Genomic DNA, 14018 nt, shown 5'->3' on the forward strand with positions numbered 1-14018 from the left:
AGTGAGTAATCACGCTGTGTGCGCTTTACACCTTGCTCCATCTGACTCTCCGGAAATTCGGGATGGGAGGTGTAAACCTTATTCAGGACGGGACAGCACCAAATAAAAAGCCCGGCTTATGCCGGGCTTTTATTTGGTGCGCTACAACAACCTTAGAAATCCAGGTTGGAAACCGCCAGTGCATTGCTTTCGATGAAGTCGCGACGAGGCTCGACCGCATCACCCATGAGGGTGTTGAAGATCTGGTCGGCAGCGATAGCGTCTTCGATCGTGACTTTCAGCATGCGACGCACGCTTGGGTCCATGGTGGTTTCCCAGAGCTGATCAGGGTTCATTTCACCCAGACCTTTATAGCGCTGGATAGTGTGGCGCTTGGTGCTTTCAGCCATCAACCAGGCAAGGGCATCCTTGAACTCGCTGACCGGCTTCTTGCGCTCACCACGTTGTACGTAGGCACCGTCTTCCAGCAGCGAGCTGATTTGCGCGCCCAGGGCCGTAACGGTCTTGTAGTCGTTACTGCCGAAGAAGTCCCGGTTGAACGTGACGTAGTTGGACAAGCCATGGGAGATCAGCTCGATCTCTGGCAGCCACAGGTTACGCTCACGGTCTTCACGCAGGCTGGCCTTGTACACCAGGCCCGACTTCTCACCCGAACGCAGACGAGCGTCGAGCAGAGCCAGCCAGTTTTGCATGGCCGCATGGTCGGACAGCTGCTCAAGCGTAACCGGCGGCAGGTAGACGAAGTGCTCGGTCAGTTCCTGAGGGTACAGACGCGACAACCGCTTGAGGGTCTTCATGACCATGCGGAAGTCGTTGACCAGACGCTCCAGAGCCTCACCGGAAATGCCCGGGGCAGAGTCGTTCAAGTGCAGGCTGGCATCTTCCAGAGCCGACTGGGTCATGTACTCTTCCATGGCCTCGTCGTCTTTGATGTACTGCTCTTGCTTGCCTTTCTTGACCTTGTACAGAGGTGGCTGAGCGATATAGATGTAGCCACGCTCGACCAGCTCAGGCAATTGACGGAAGAAGAACGTCAACAGAAGGGTACGAATGTGCGAACCGTCGACGTCAGCATCGGTCATGATGATGATGTTGTGATAGCGCAGCTTGTCGATGTTGTACTCTTCACGGCCAATGCCACAGCCCAGAGCGGTGATCAAGGTGCCCACTTCCTGAGAAGAGATCATCTTGTCGAAACGAGCTTTCTCAACGTTGAGGATCTTGCCCTTGAGCGGCAGGATGGCCTGGGTCTTACGGTTACGTCCCTGCTTGGCGGAACCGCCAGCAGAGTCCCCTTCCACGAGGTACAGTTCGGAGAGGGCAGGGTCCTTCTCCTGACAGTCGGCCAGTTTGCCCGGCAGGCCCGCGATATCCAGCGCACCTTTACGGCGGGTCATCTCACGCGCCTTGCGCGCAGCTTCACGCGCGCGTGCAGCGTCGAGCATCTTGCCCACGACAGCCTTGGCTTCGTTCGGGTTTTCCAGCAGGAAGTCAGAGAAGTATTTACCCATCTCTTGTTCGACTGCGGTTTTGACTTCGGAAGAGACCAGCTTGTCCTTGGTCTGCGAACTGAACTTCGGATCCGGAACCTTGACCGAAATAATCGCCGTCAGGCCTTCACGCGCATCGTCACCTGTTGTGGCGACCTTGTGCTTCTTGGCCAGACCTTCCTGTTCAATGTAGTTGTTCAGGTTACGCGTTAGCGCAGACCGGAAGCCCACAAGGTGAGTACCACCGTCGCGCTGTGGAATGTTGTTGGTGAAGCACAACAGGTTCTCGTTGAAGCTGTCGTTCCACTGCAAGGCGATCTCGACGCCCACACCATCGTCACGCTGGACGTTGAAGTGGAAGACCTGGTTAACCGCTGTCTTGTTGGTGTTCAGGTATTCAACGAAAGCACGCAGACCGCCTTCATACTTGAACAGCTCTTCCTTACCACTGCGCTCATCCTTCAGGAAAATACCTACGCCGGAGTTCAGGAAGGACAACTCACGAATCCGCTTGGCCAGGATGTCCCAGCTGAAATGGATATTCTTGAAGGTTTCGGCAGAGGGCTTGAAGTGGATCTGAGTGCCCGTGGTGTCACTATCACCCACGATTTTCATCGGCTCCTGTGGAACACCATGAACGTAGGTTTGCTCCCAGATCTTGCCGCTGCGGCGTACCGTCAGTTGCAGGACTTCGGACAGGGCGTTAACAACAGAAACACCTACACCGTGCAGACCGCCGGATACCTTGTAGGAGTTGTCATCGAATTTACCACCAGCGTGAAGCACGGTCATGATGACCTCTGCTGCCGAAACGCCTTCTTCTTTATGCACGTCTACCGGAATACCGCGGCCGTTGTCGCGGACGGTAATGGATTCGTCTAGATGGATGGTGACGCTGATATCGTCGCAATAACCAGCCAAGGCTTCGTCGATGGAGTTATCAACCACCTCGAACACCATATGGTGCAGACCGCTGCCATCGTCTGTATCACCGATGTACATTCCGGGACGCTTGCGTACGGCATCAAGTCCTTTCAGCACCTTGATGCTGGACGAGTCGTACGTTTGATTTTCGCTCATGCAATCACTCCCGATGGTCGTGGGTCTGGGTGATACGGCCCTGTTCCACGTGGAACAAAGCAACTGGCGTTTCCGTCTGCCAGCCTTCCCTCAAAAATTCTTGATCTACACAGGTGATAAAAACCTGGCAGCGTAATTCTTCCAACAAGCGACACAGTGCGCGGCGATGGTTGTCATCCAGTTCGGAAGGCAAGTCATCCACCAGATAAATACATTGTCCGCGGCGAGCCTGGCTAACCAGATGTCCTTGGGCAATACGCAATGCACAAACCACCAACTTCTGTTGCCCACGGGACAATATATCCGCGGCATTGTGTGCACCCAATCTAAGGCGCAAGTCAGCTCGTTGTGGTCCGGCCTGGGTATGCCCCATCTGCTGATCGCGATGCAGGGATGAAGCGAGCACTGCGCTCAGCTCTTTTTCCTTATCCCAGCCCCGGTAATAGCTCAGGGTCAGACCTTCGAGCTCAACAAGTTCGCTCAAGGTTTTCTCAAAGACCGGTTTCAAGGCCTTGATGTAGGTTCGACGAAACTCATCGATTTCATCACTGGCCAGGCACAATTCCCGGTCCCATGCCGCTTGCGAAGCGGCGTCAAGTGTACCATGCCGCAGCCATGAGTTCCGCTGCCGTAGGGCCTTCTGCAGCCGCTGCCAGGTACTCATGAAACGAGGTTCCACGTGGAACACACCCCAATCCAGAAACTGCCGCCGTATTTTCGGAGCACCTTCCAGCAAGCGAAAGCTGTCCGGGTTTATCAGTTGCAGCGGAAGTATCTCGGCCAGTTGGGCAGCACTGCGTGCATTCTGCCCATCAATACGAATTTGAAATTCGCCTTGCCTGTCGCGAGAAATCCCAAGATTGCTTTGTCCGCTCTCAGCCAACTGGACCTGTCCGAAGACTGTGCAGGCCGGCTGTTCGTATTGAATAACGGGCAAAAGGCGACTGCTGCGAAAGGAGCGTGCGATACCCAGTAAGTGAATGGCTTCCAGCACGCTGGTTTTACCACTTCCGTTGGCACCGTAAAGAATGTTGATACGCGGGGAGGGGGAGAAGGTCACCGGGTGCAGATTGCGCACCCCAGTGACCGAGATGCGGCTAAGAGACATCTAGATAGCGCTGAACATGAGGTTACAGGCGCATCGGCATGACAACGTAGGCGGAGTCATCGTTGTCAGACTCCTGAACCAGAGCACTGCTGTTGGAGTCCGACAGAATCAGGCGAACCTGTTCAGTTGTCATCACGCCCAGTACATCAAGCAGATAGCTTACGTTGAAGCCGATTTCCAGGGAATCACCGCTGTACTCTACGCTGATCTCTTCTTCTGCTTCTTCCTGTTCAGGGTTATTCGCCTGAATCTTCAATTGACCGCTGGCCAGTTGCAGACGGATACCGCGATATTTTTCGTTCGAGAGAATCGCCGTACGGCTGAACGCTTCACGCAATGCCTGGCGATCACCCAATACCAACTTGTCACCGCCTTTTGGCAGGACACGCTCGTAGTCCGGGAATTTACCGTCCACGAGTTTGGAAGTGAACGTGAACTCACCAGTTGTGGCACGAATATGGTGTTGGCCCAGAACAATGCTGACGATGCCGTCCTGCTCGGTGAGCAGACGTGCCATTTCCAGAATACCTTTACGCGGCACGATCACTTGGTGACGGTCAGCGTGTTCGATCTGTGCAGACATCGAGCACATTGCCAGACGGTGGCCGTCAGTGGCGACTGCACGCAAGATACCTGCGCTGACTTCAAGCAACATGCCATTGAGGTAATAACGAACGTCCTGCTGGGCCATGGCAAAGCTGGTGCGTTCGATCAAACGACGCAGCTTGCTTTGCACCAGGTCGAAAGTCAGAGAACCCGGGCCTTCCTCGACAGTCGGGAAGTCATTGGCAGGCAGCGTGGACAAGGTGAACCGGCTACGACCCGCCTTGACCACCAGCTTGGAGTCATCGACCTTGATATCGATCAGCACGTCGTTCGGCAGGCTTTTGCAGATGTCCATCAGCTTGCGCGCAGGGACAGTGATTTCCCCCGACTCTGCTGGTTCTTCCAGTTGCACACGGCCCACCAGTTCCACTTCCAGGTCGGTACCTGTCAGGGAGAGTTGCTGGCCTTCGACGACCATGAGCACGTTGGATAGCACCGGCAGGGTCTGACGGCGTTCGACCACCCCGGCGACCAATTGCAGAGGTTTCAACAGGGCTTCGCGTTGAATGGTGAAATGCATGGTCTAGTCCCTTGCCTTAGTAAGCTGCACTGGCGTCATCATCATGTAGTCAGAGTCCGCAGCAGGTTCTTGTAGTCCTCGCGGATATCCGCGTCGGATTCCTTGAGTTCGTTGATCTTGCGGCACGCATGCAGAACGGTCGTGTGATCGCGACCACCGAATACATCACCGATTTCCGGAAGGCTGTGGTTGGTCAGTTCCTTGGAAAGGGCCATCGCCACCTGACGTGGACGCGCAACAGACCGGGAACGACGCTTGGACAGCAGATCGGATATCTTGATCTTGTAGTATTCGGCAACAGTCCGTTGAATGTTATCCACACTCACCAGCTTGTCCTGCAACGCCAACAAATCTTTCAGCGATTCACGAATCAATTCGATCGTGATATCACGTCCCATGAAGTGAGAATGCGCAATGACACGCTTGAGCGCACCTTCAAGTTCACGGACGTTGGAGCGAATGCGCTGTGCAATGAAGAACGCAGCGTCATGCGGTAATTCGACCTTGGCCTGATCGGCCTTCTTCATCAGAATCGCGACACGGGTTTCCAGCTCCGGCGGCTCCACGGCCACCGTGAGTCCCCAGCCAAACCGGGATTTCAGACGTTCTTCCAGCCCTTCGATTTCTTTCGGGTAACGGTCACTGGTAAGAATGACCTGCTGGCCACCTTCAAGCAATGCGTTGAAAGTGTGGAAAAACTCTTCCTGCGAGCGCTCCTTGCGAGCGAAGAATTGAATGTCATCGATCAGCAGCGCATCGACCGAACGGTAGAAACGCTTGAATTCGTTGATGGCGTTCAATTGCAGCGCCTTGACCATATCGGCCACGAAACGCTCCGAATGCAAGTAGACGACCTTCGCGTTCGGATTCTTCTTGAGCAGATGGTTACCCACAGCATGCATCAAGTGAGTCTTACCCAGACCGACGCCGCCATACAGGAACAGCGGGTTGTAACCATGCTTGGGGTTATCCGCGACCTGCCAGGCAGCTGCACGCGCCAACTGGTTGGATTTACCTTCCACGAAGTTCTCGAAGGTGAACGTGCGGTTCAGGTAACTGGTGTGCTTGAGCGCGCCTTCAACCTGAACGGTGCGCTGCTCTGCGCGGGCCGGTGCCTGCTGCGAGCTGGCGCCGGCCATCGGGTCGAAACTGTCACGCGAAGGTTCGTCGTGGGTCTCGACAGCACTCAGGACTGTGACAGGAGCCGGTGCCGGAGCAGCAGCCACGGGAGCCGGTGCCGGTACTGAGACATTGTTGGCCACTGCACCGGATGACAACGCCTGCGAAGCAGCAGCTGCCGCCAGTGGAGCATTCGGTGCAGCCCTGGGTGCCGAACTGCGCTTGCTGCCTATTAATAAGGAAAGGGCAGGTGCCATTCCGTTCCCGTGCTCACCCAACAACTCAAGCAGGCGGCTCAGGTACTTTTCGTTTACCCAATCGAGAACGAAACGGTTTGGCGCATAAACACGCAACTCGTCGCCTTCGGCTTCGACCTGTAGCGGACGGATCCAAGTGTTGAATTGCTGGGCAGGCAGCTCATCGCGCAAAAGCTCCACGCACTGCTGCCAAAGTTCCACTGACACGGATATCCCCTAAGTCGAAAGCCGGTAAGGCAAAAACATCCGCCATTGTAACGATCAGACGCCGACTTATCCACATGTAGGTTGCTTACAGAAGGAGAGAAAACCAGGTTTTCTTCATAAAAAACCAGACAAACGGTAAGCCGATAAGCTCTGTGGATAAACAGCCTTCAGCTCGTTGCATAAGTGGGCACGAAACTCTGTGGATAACGGCCCTGTGGATAACATGGCCATCCATACACAGCTTTTCCGAGGGTGCAGCACAGGCAAAGCACGGTTTCTCGACAACCTTATGATTGTCTGTACACATTGATTTTAAAGGGCCTTAATAGGTTATCCACAGATCAAGGCATTCCTAGTCTTTATAAGCTCTACAGAAAAGCTTTAAATATTCCCTCTTTCTATTTCTATAACTGATTTCCTTTCCAAAGGCCGATACGGATAAGAGGTCGAGCCATTGCCTATAAGGAAGTTGATAAAGGAAAAGCTGGTTGGAAATTGACCTGCACGCTTGCTTTCTCTAGAATCCCCGGTCTCTTAAAACGGGGGCCATTCCGGCCCGTAGTGGACGAACCAGGTAACACGCCATGAAACGTACTTTCCAACCCAGCACTATCAAGCGCGCCCGCACCCACGGTTTCCGTGCCCGTATGGCCACCAAGAACGGCCGTGCAGTCCTGTCGCGTCGTCGCGCCAAAGGCCGTAAGCGTCTGACAGTTTGATAAGTCGGCACAGGTGGTGAGTCGAGACTTCAGTCGGGAAAAGCGTTTGCTGACACCCCGGCATTTCAAGGCAGTCTTTGACTCCCCTACCGGCAAGGTTCCGGGGAAAAATCTTCTGCTCCTTGCACGCAACAACGACCTTGATCATCCCCGTCTGGGGCTGGTGATAGGTAAAAAGAGCGTAAAACTCTCCGTTGAGCGAAACCGTTTGAAACGCCTCATGCGCGAATCATTTCGCCAGCACCAGGACAATCTGGTTGGTTGGGATATCGTGATCGTCGCGCGTAAAGGTCTTGGTGACGTAGAAAACCCCGAATTGATTCAGCATTTCGGCAAGCTCTGGAAACGTCTGGCGCGTAGCCGACCCACTTCAGAAGCCAAACCCGAAACTGCAGGGGTAGACAGTCCAGATGCGTAAACTGGCCCTCGTTCCGATCCAGTTTTACCGTTATGCCATTAGCCCACTGATGGCCAGTCACTGTCGTTTCTACCCCAGTTGCTCCTGCTATGCGTATGAAGCCATAGACAATCATGGTCTTTTACGCGGCGGCTGGCTGACTCTTCGTCGTCTGGGCCGCTGTCATCCGTGGAATCCCGGTGGTTATGACCCGGTTCCACCTGTCCCCACCTCCCGTTCTTCTTCGATGGCCGAGTAATCATGGATATTAAACGCACGATCCTGATCGTCGCCCTGGCAATCGTGACCTACGTCGGGGTTCTGAAATGGAACCAAGACTACGGCCAGGCTGCCATGCCGACCCAGAATGTTGCAGCCAGCACAACCGCACCGGCTATACCGGATACGACTGCTGGTACGAATGGTTCTGCAAATGCCGATGTTCCAAGCCCGGCCACAAATGCCGCCGCACCTTTGGAAACACCGGTTGTAGCCAGCAAAGACCTTATCCAGGTCAAGACCGATGTGCTTGATCTGGCCATCGATCCGGTAGGTGGTGACGTTGTTCAACTTCGTTTGCCGCTGTATCCACGTCGTCAGGATCGTCCGGACGTTCCGTTCCAGCTGTTCGACAACGGCAGCGAACGTACCTTTCTGGCACAAAGCGGCCTGACAGGCACCAACGGTCCTGACGCTCGCGCGGCCGGTCGTCCGGTTTATTCGTCTGCACAGAAGACTTATCAACTGGCCGATGGCCAGAGCGATCTGGTCGTCGAGCTGAAGTTCGCGGATAACGGCGTCAATTACATCAAGCGCTTCACTTTCAAGCGTGGCCTGTACGATGTCGTTGTCACCTATGTTGTGGATAACCAGAGTGCCCAGCCTTGGGCGGGTAACCTGTTCGCACAACTGAAACGCGATGCCAGCTCCGATCCTTCTTCTACAACAGCAACCGGTACAGCCACCTATCTGGGTGCTGCCCTGTGGACAGCTGCCGAGCCCTACAAGAAAGTGTCGATGAAAGATATCGACAAGGGGCCGCTGAAAGAAACCGTACAAGGTGGCTGGGTTGCATGGTTGCAACACTACTTTGTAACCGCCTGGATCCCGAATCACGGCGACAGCAACGCTGTTCAGACACGTAAAGACAGCCAGGGCAACTACATCATCGGTTTCACTGGCCCGACACTGGCCGTTGCAGCCGGTGGAAAAGGCGAAACCAGCGCCACCTTGTATGCCGGCCCGAAAAGCCAGGCCGTACTCAAAGAGTTATCCCCAGGTCTGGAACTGACAGTCGACTACGGCATTCTGTGGTTCATTGCCCAGCCAATCTTCTGGCTGCTGCAACATATCCACGCCATTGTGGGTAACTGGGGCTGGTCGATCATCTTCCTGACCATGCTGATCAAAGGCCTGTTCTTCCCACTGTCCGCAGCCAGCTACAAATCCATGGCTCGCATGCGTGCCGTGGCTCCGAAACTGACGGCCCTGAAAGAACAGTTTGGCGACGATCGTCAAAAAATGTCTCAGGCCATGATGGAGCTGTACAAGAAAGAGAAGATCAACCCGCTGGGTGGATGCTTGCCTATTCTTGTCCAGATGCCGGTTTTCCTCTCACTGTACTGGGTACTCCTGGAAAGCGTGGAAATGCGTCAGGCACCATGGATTCTGTGGATAACTGACCTGTCGATCAAAGACCCGTTCTTTATCCTGCCGATCATCATGGGCGCAACCATGTTCATCCAGCAGCGTCTGAACCCGACACCTCCGGATCCGATGCAGGCCAAGGTCATGAAAATGATGCCTATCATCTTCACGTTCTTCTTCCTGTGGTTCCCTGCCGGTCTGGTTCTGTACTGGGTTGTGAACAACACCCTGTCGATTGCACAGCAGGCCTACATCACTCGCAAGATCGAAGCAGCTACCAACAAAGCAGCCGCTTGATCTAACCTGTGAACAAGTTTTACAAAGCGCCCCCTCGTGGGGCGTTTTGCTATCTGTCAGTTGTCCAGGAGTTGGACCATGAACGTCCCTCGTGAAACCATCGCAGCCATCGCCACAGCCCAGGGGCGTGGTGGTGTTGGCATCGTGCGCATATCCGGACCTTTGGCGAGCAAGGCTGCTCAGGCAATCATTGGTCGCACACCCAAACCACGCTTTGCCCACTACAGCCCCTTCGAGGATGAATCGGGCCAGGTGATCGATGAAGGCATTGCGCTTTATTTTCCAGGCCCTCATTCCTTCACAGGCGAAGATGTCCTGGAACTTCAAGGCCACGGCGGTCCTGTCGTTCTGGACATGTTGCTGCAGCGCTGCCTGCAACTCGGCAGCCGCCTTGCCCGTCCTGGTGAATTCAGCGAGCGTGCCTTTCTCAACGACAAGCTCGATCTTGCCCAGGCCGAGGCCATTGCAGACCTCATTGAAGCCAGTTCTGCACAGGCAGCCCGTAACGCCTTGCGCTCTTTGCAGGGGGCCTTTTCACAGCGTGTGGATAACCTCACCGAGAAACTGATCGGCTTGCGGATCTATGTCGAAGCCGCCATCGACTTCCCGGAGGAGGAAATCGACTTCCTCGCGGATGGCCATGTATTGAACATGCTCGATGAAGTCCGTGACGAGTTATCCACAGTGCTGCGCGAAGCCGGGCAGGGGGCCTTGCTGCGTGACGGCATGACTGTGGTGATTGCTGGCCGTCCCAATGCCGGCAAGTCCAGCCTTCTCAATGCCCTGGCAGGCCGTGAAGCTGCGATCGTCACCGAGATTGCCGGTACGACCCGGGATGTACTGCGCGAACATATCCACATTGATGGAATGCCGCTGCATGTCGTCGATACCGCCGGCCTGCGGGACACCGAAGACCAGGTGGAAATGATCGGTGTACAACGAGCGCTCAAAGCCATTGGGGAGGCCGATCGTATTCTTCTTGTGGTAGACGCCACAGCGCCTGAAGCGACAGATCCCTTCGCCTTGTGGCCAGAGTTTCTTGAACAACGCCCCGACACCTCGAAAGTAACACTGATCCGCAACAAGGCCGACCTCAGCGGAGACCTTGTCGGCCTGGAAACAAGCGCTGATGGCCACGTGACGATCAGCCTGAGCGCAAAAGCTGGCGGAGAAGGGCTGGAGCTGCTGCGCGAACACCTGAAAGCCTGCATGGGGTACGAGCAGACATCCGAAAGCAGCTTCAGCGCACGTCGACGCCATCTGGAAGCCTTGCGCCACGCCAGTGGCTTTCTGGAACATGGGCGAGCACAACTGACACTGGCCGGTGCCGGTGAATTACTGGCCGAAGACTTGCGTCAGGCTCAGCAGGCGCTGGGTGAAATTACCGGAGCCTTCAGTTCCGATGACCTGCTCGGCAGGATTTTCTCAAGCTTCTGCATCGGTAAATAACCCCGCTGCCTGACGCAAAACAGCCCGTCGCAATGGCGGGCTTGCTCATTTGATTTCCCTTCCATGTCCTTGATGAGCCTTTCTTGTCCACAGAAAGGCCGCTTGTCGTGCCCGCCTGATAACCACCTGTCGCATAAAACCCACTGTCCGATGGATTACCGGGAGCTTCAGAGCGTTATTTTCCCGAATTAAGCCCTGTGAATAACTGCTTCTGAGCTCAGTTGATAAGTGGGGTCAAAAGGTGAAGATAACCCCGTCTGTGGACAAGTGGCTCTTTAATCCACAGGCTCAAGACGGTTATCCAAAGCCCTCATTGGCACATGAACACAGACTTTTGAAACGCTGTACACATTGAATAATATGGCCTGTAGAGCTTTATCCACAGAAAGGTGGCTAACTAAGAATAAACATAAAAACAAGGTTTTATAAAATTTCTCTCCTTTTTAATTTCTTTATCTGCCAGTTTTCCACAGCTGGTTAAATTTTGTGCAACGGGTTTCTTTCAGGTGAGGGAATTCCCTATACTTGTCAGCTATCCCAATTTCCCATCGACAACAGGCACGAGGTGCGTGGTGGATTTCCCTTCCCGTTTTGAAGTGATCGTCATCGGTGGCGGTCATGCCGGTACCGAGGCCGCACTTGCGTCGGCGCGTATGGGTGTCAAAACCCTATTACTGACGCACAACGTGGAAACACTCGGTCAGATGAGCTGTAACCCGGCCATTGGTGGCATTGGTAAAAGCCATCTGGTCAAGGAAATCGACGCCCTTGGCGGTGCGATGGCAACGGCTACCGATAAAGGCGGCATCCAGTTCCGCGTATTGAACAGCCGCAAAGGGCCGGCAGTACGAGCGACTCGTGCACAGGCAGACCGTGTTCTATACAAGGCCGCCATTCGCGAAATCCTCGAAAACCAGCCGAACCTGTGGATATTTCAACAAGCCTGTGACGATTTGATCGTTGAGCAGGACCAGGTACGCGGTGTTGTGACACAGATGGGTCTGCGTTTCATGGCCGACTCCGTGGTATTGACCACAGGTACGTTCCTGGGTGGACTTATCCACATCGGCATGCAGAACTATTCGGGAGGACGCGCAGGCGATCCTCCTTCGATTGCACTTGCACACCGTTTGCGTGAATTGCCACTGCGCGTAGGTCGTCTGAAAACCGGAACGCCGCCACGTATCGACGGGCGCTCGGTCGATTTTTCGGTGATGACAGAACAGCCGGGCGATACACCTATCCCGGTCATGTCCTTCCTGGGCTCCAAAGAGCAGCATCCAGAGCAGGTCAGTTGCTGGATTACTCACACAAACGCCCGTACTCACGAAATCATTGCATCCAACCTTGATCGTTCACCGATGTATTCCGGTGTGATCGAAGGTATCGGGCCGCGTTACTGCCCTTCGATCGAAGACAAGATCCATCGCTTTGCCGACAAGGAAAGCCATCAGGTCTTCATCGAACCGGAAGGCCTGACCACACATGAGCTGTACCCGAACGGTATTTCCACTTCGCTGCCGTTCGATGTGCAGTTGCAGATCGTGCGTTCGATCCGCGGCATGGAAAACGCCCATATCGTTCGCCCCGGCTATGCCATCGAATACGATTACTTCGATCCACGGGATTTGAAGTACAGCCTGGAAACCAAAGTCATCGGTGGCCTGTTCTTCGCTGGCCAGATCAACGGTACAACCGGTTATGAAGAGGCCGGCGCCCAGGGTCTGCTGGCCGGAACCAACGCTGCACTTCGTGCTCAGGGCAAGGAAAGCTGGTGCCCGCGTCGTGATGAAGCGTACATCGGCGTGCTGGTCGATGATCTGATTACCCTCGGCACGCAAGAGCCTTACCGGATGTTCACATCCCGCGCCGAATACCGTCTGATTCTGCGCGAAGACAACGCTGATCTGCGTCTGACCGAAAAAGGCCGTGAACTGGGTCTGATCGATGATGCCCGTTGGGCTGCGTTCTGCACCAAGCGCGAAAGTATCGAGCTGGAAGAACAGCGTCTGAAAAGCACATGGGTTCGTCCAGGTACCGAAAAAGGCGATGCGATTGCCGCGCATTTCGGTACACCACTGACCCACGAATACAGTCTGCTCAATCTGCTGGCACGTCCGGAAATCGATTATGCGAGCCTGGTTTCCCTTACCGGTCAGGGCTGCACTGACCCGCAAGTGGCCGAGCAGGTCGAGATCAAGACCAAATACGCCGGTTACATCGAACGTCAACAGGACGAAATTGCCCGTCTGCGCGCCAGCGAAGACACACGGCTGCCAGAAGACATCGACTACACCACGATTTCCGGGCTGTCGAAGGAAATCCAAAGCAAGCTGGGGATAACTCGTCCCGAGACGCTTGGGCAGGCATCGCGTATTCCTGGCGTAACGCCTGCGGCGATTTCCCTGTTGATGATTCATTTGAAAAAACGCGGCGCGGGCCGTCAGTTGGAGCAAAGCGCTTGAGTTCTATGGTCACCCCGCAGCATGCTCAGGAATTATCCACAGGTGCCCGTGAACTGGGCGTGGACCTGAGCGAAAAACAGCATGCTCAGTTGCTGGCTTACCTTGAACTGTTGATAAAGTGGAACAAGGCCTACAACCTGACCGCTGTGCGTAACCCGGACGAGATGGTTTCCCGCCATTTGCTCGACAGCCTGAGTGTCGTACCCTTCATCGAAGGACCACACTGGCTGGATGTTGGTAGCGGTGGCGGGATGCCCGGCATTCCGTTGGCTATCATGTTCCCGGAGATGAGCGTTTCTCTGCTCGACAGCAATGGCAAGAAAACCCGGTTTCAGACCCAGGTCAAACTGGAGCTGAAACTCGACAACCTCGAAGTTATCCACAGCCGTGCAGAGGCTTATCAGCCCGCTGTGCCGTTCACGGGGATTGTTTCCCGGGCATTCAGCAGTCTGGAAGACTTCACCGGATGGACTCGCCACATGGGCGATACCGATACGCGTTGGCTGGCGATGAAAGGGCTGCACCCAGCCGATGAACTGTTAGCATTGCCGGCAGACTTTCATCTCGATAGCGCACAAGCCTTGACCGTTCCAGGTTGCCAAGGCCAACGCCATCTGCTGATACTGCGCCGCACGGCATGACTGGGAACACAAGCAA

The 14018-nt window shown here is 54.9% G+C and carries 11 protein-coding genes; 7 read left to right on the forward strand and 4 right to left on the reverse strand.

Features of this window, described 5'->3' with window-relative positions:
• Positions 1-152: 152 nt before the first annotated feature.
• Genes gyrB through dnaA form a run of 4 tightly spaced genes read right to left on the reverse strand, consistent with a single transcriptional unit; the run spans position 153 to position 6387 of the window.
• Positions 153-2570, reverse strand: coding sequence for a DNA topoisomerase (ATP-hydrolyzing) subunit B (gene gyrB, locus ACIPY9_RS15010; protein WP_400702552.1), 2418 nt, complete (start codon positions 2568-2570; stop codon positions 153-155).
• A 4-nt stretch (positions 2571-2574) separates the two neighbouring features.
• A complete protein-coding gene (gene recF, locus ACIPY9_RS15015) occupies positions 2575-3678 on the reverse strand; it encodes a DNA replication/repair protein RecF (protein WP_400702555.1) in 1104 nt (367 codons plus the stop codon).
• A 22-nt stretch (positions 3679-3700) separates the two neighbouring features.
• On the reverse strand, positions 3701-4804 hold the full coding sequence (gene dnaN, locus ACIPY9_RS15020; RefSeq protein ID WP_400702558.1) for a DNA polymerase III subunit beta: 1104 nt from the start codon (positions 4802-4804) through the stop codon (positions 3701-3703).
• A 41-nt stretch (positions 4805-4845) separates the two neighbouring features.
• Entirely contained in the window at positions 4846-6387 is a 1542-nt protein-coding gene (dnaA, locus tag ACIPY9_RS15025; RefSeq protein WP_400702561.1) for a chromosomal replication initiator protein DnaA, read from the reverse strand.
• Positions 6388-6971: 584 nt separating this feature from the next.
• On the opposite strand from dnaA, the gene rpmH reads away from it, so the two are divergent.
• The 7 genes from rpmH to rsmG all read left to right on the forward strand — a co-directional run bounded on the left by rpmH (position 6972) and on the right by rsmG (position 14002).
• Positions 6972-7106, forward strand: coding sequence for a 50S ribosomal protein L34 (gene rpmH / locus ACIPY9_RS15030; protein WP_003246698.1), 135 nt, complete (start codon positions 6972-6974; stop codon positions 7104-7106).
• A 16-nt stretch (positions 7107-7122) separates the two neighbouring features.
• Entirely contained in the window at positions 7123-7524 is a 402-nt protein-coding gene (rnpA, locus tag ACIPY9_RS15035) for a ribonuclease P protein component (protein WP_400702566.1), read from the forward strand.
• Positions 7517-7762, forward strand: a complete 246-nt coding sequence (gene yidD / locus ACIPY9_RS15040) for a membrane protein insertion efficiency factor YidD (protein ID WP_038399718.1) — start codon at positions 7517-7519, stop codon at positions 7760-7762. The genes rnpA and yidD overlap by 8 nt, the downstream gene beginning before the upstream one ends.
• A gap of 2 nt (positions 7763-7764) precedes the next feature.
• Complete coding sequence (yidC, locus tag ACIPY9_RS15045) at positions 7765-9447, forward strand: membrane protein insertase YidC (protein ID WP_400702569.1); 1683 nt, start codon at positions 7765-7767, stop codon at positions 9445-9447.
• A gap of 78 nt (positions 9448-9525) precedes the next feature.
• On the forward strand, positions 9526-10896 hold the full coding sequence (mnmE, locus tag ACIPY9_RS15050) for a tRNA uridine-5-carboxymethylaminomethyl(34) synthesis GTPase MnmE (protein ID WP_400702572.1): 1371 nt from the start codon (positions 9526-9528) through the stop codon (positions 10894-10896).
• A 572-nt stretch (positions 10897-11468) separates the two neighbouring features.
• Positions 11469-13361 (forward strand): tRNA uridine-5-carboxymethylaminomethyl(34) synthesis enzyme MnmG, encoded by a 1893-nt coding sequence (mnmG, locus tag ACIPY9_RS15055; RefSeq protein WP_400702575.1) that lies wholly within the window; start codon positions 11469-11471, stop codon positions 13359-13361.
• Positions 13358-14002: a 16S rRNA (guanine(527)-N(7))-methyltransferase RsmG gene (rsmG, locus tag ACIPY9_RS15060; RefSeq protein ID WP_400702578.1), complete on the forward strand. Its 645-nt coding sequence runs from the start codon at positions 13358-13360 to the stop codon at positions 14000-14002. The genes mnmG and rsmG overlap by 4 nt, the downstream gene beginning before the upstream one ends.
• The last annotated feature ends 16 nt before the right edge of the window (positions 14003-14018 follow it).

It is taken from the genome of Pseudomonas sp. NPDC089734 (genome assembly GCF_044748865.1).
Taxonomy (GTDB): domain Bacteria; phylum Pseudomonadota; class Gammaproteobacteria; order Pseudomonadales; family Pseudomonadaceae; genus Aquipseudomonas.

Excerpts from the sequence above, each read along its gene's own strand:
- gyrB (WP_400702552.1), bottom strand. The coding sequence starts at position 2,570 with ATGAGCGAAAATCAAACGTACGACTCGTCCAGCATCAAGGTGCTGAAA.
- recF (WP_400702555.1), bottom strand. The coding sequence starts at position 3,678 with ATGTCTCTTAGCCGCATCTCGGTCACTGGGGTGCGCAATCTGCACCCG.
- dnaN (WP_400702558.1), bottom strand. The coding sequence starts at position 4,804 with ATGCATTTCACCATTCAACGCGAAGCCCTGTTGAAACCTCTGCAATTG.
- rpmH (WP_003246698.1), top strand. The coding sequence starts at position 6,972 with ATGAAACGTACTTTCCAACCCAGCACTATCAAGCGCGCCCGCACCCAC.
- yidD (WP_038399718.1), top strand. The coding sequence starts at position 7,517 with ATGCGTAAACTGGCCCTCGTTCCGATCCAGTTTTACCGTTATGCCATT.
- yidC (WP_400702569.1), top strand. The coding sequence starts at position 7,765 with ATGGATATTAAACGCACGATCCTGATCGTCGCCCTGGCAATCGTGACC.
- mnmE (WP_400702572.1), top strand. The coding sequence starts at position 9,526 with ATGAACGTCCCTCGTGAAACCATCGCAGCCATCGCCACAGCCCAGGGG.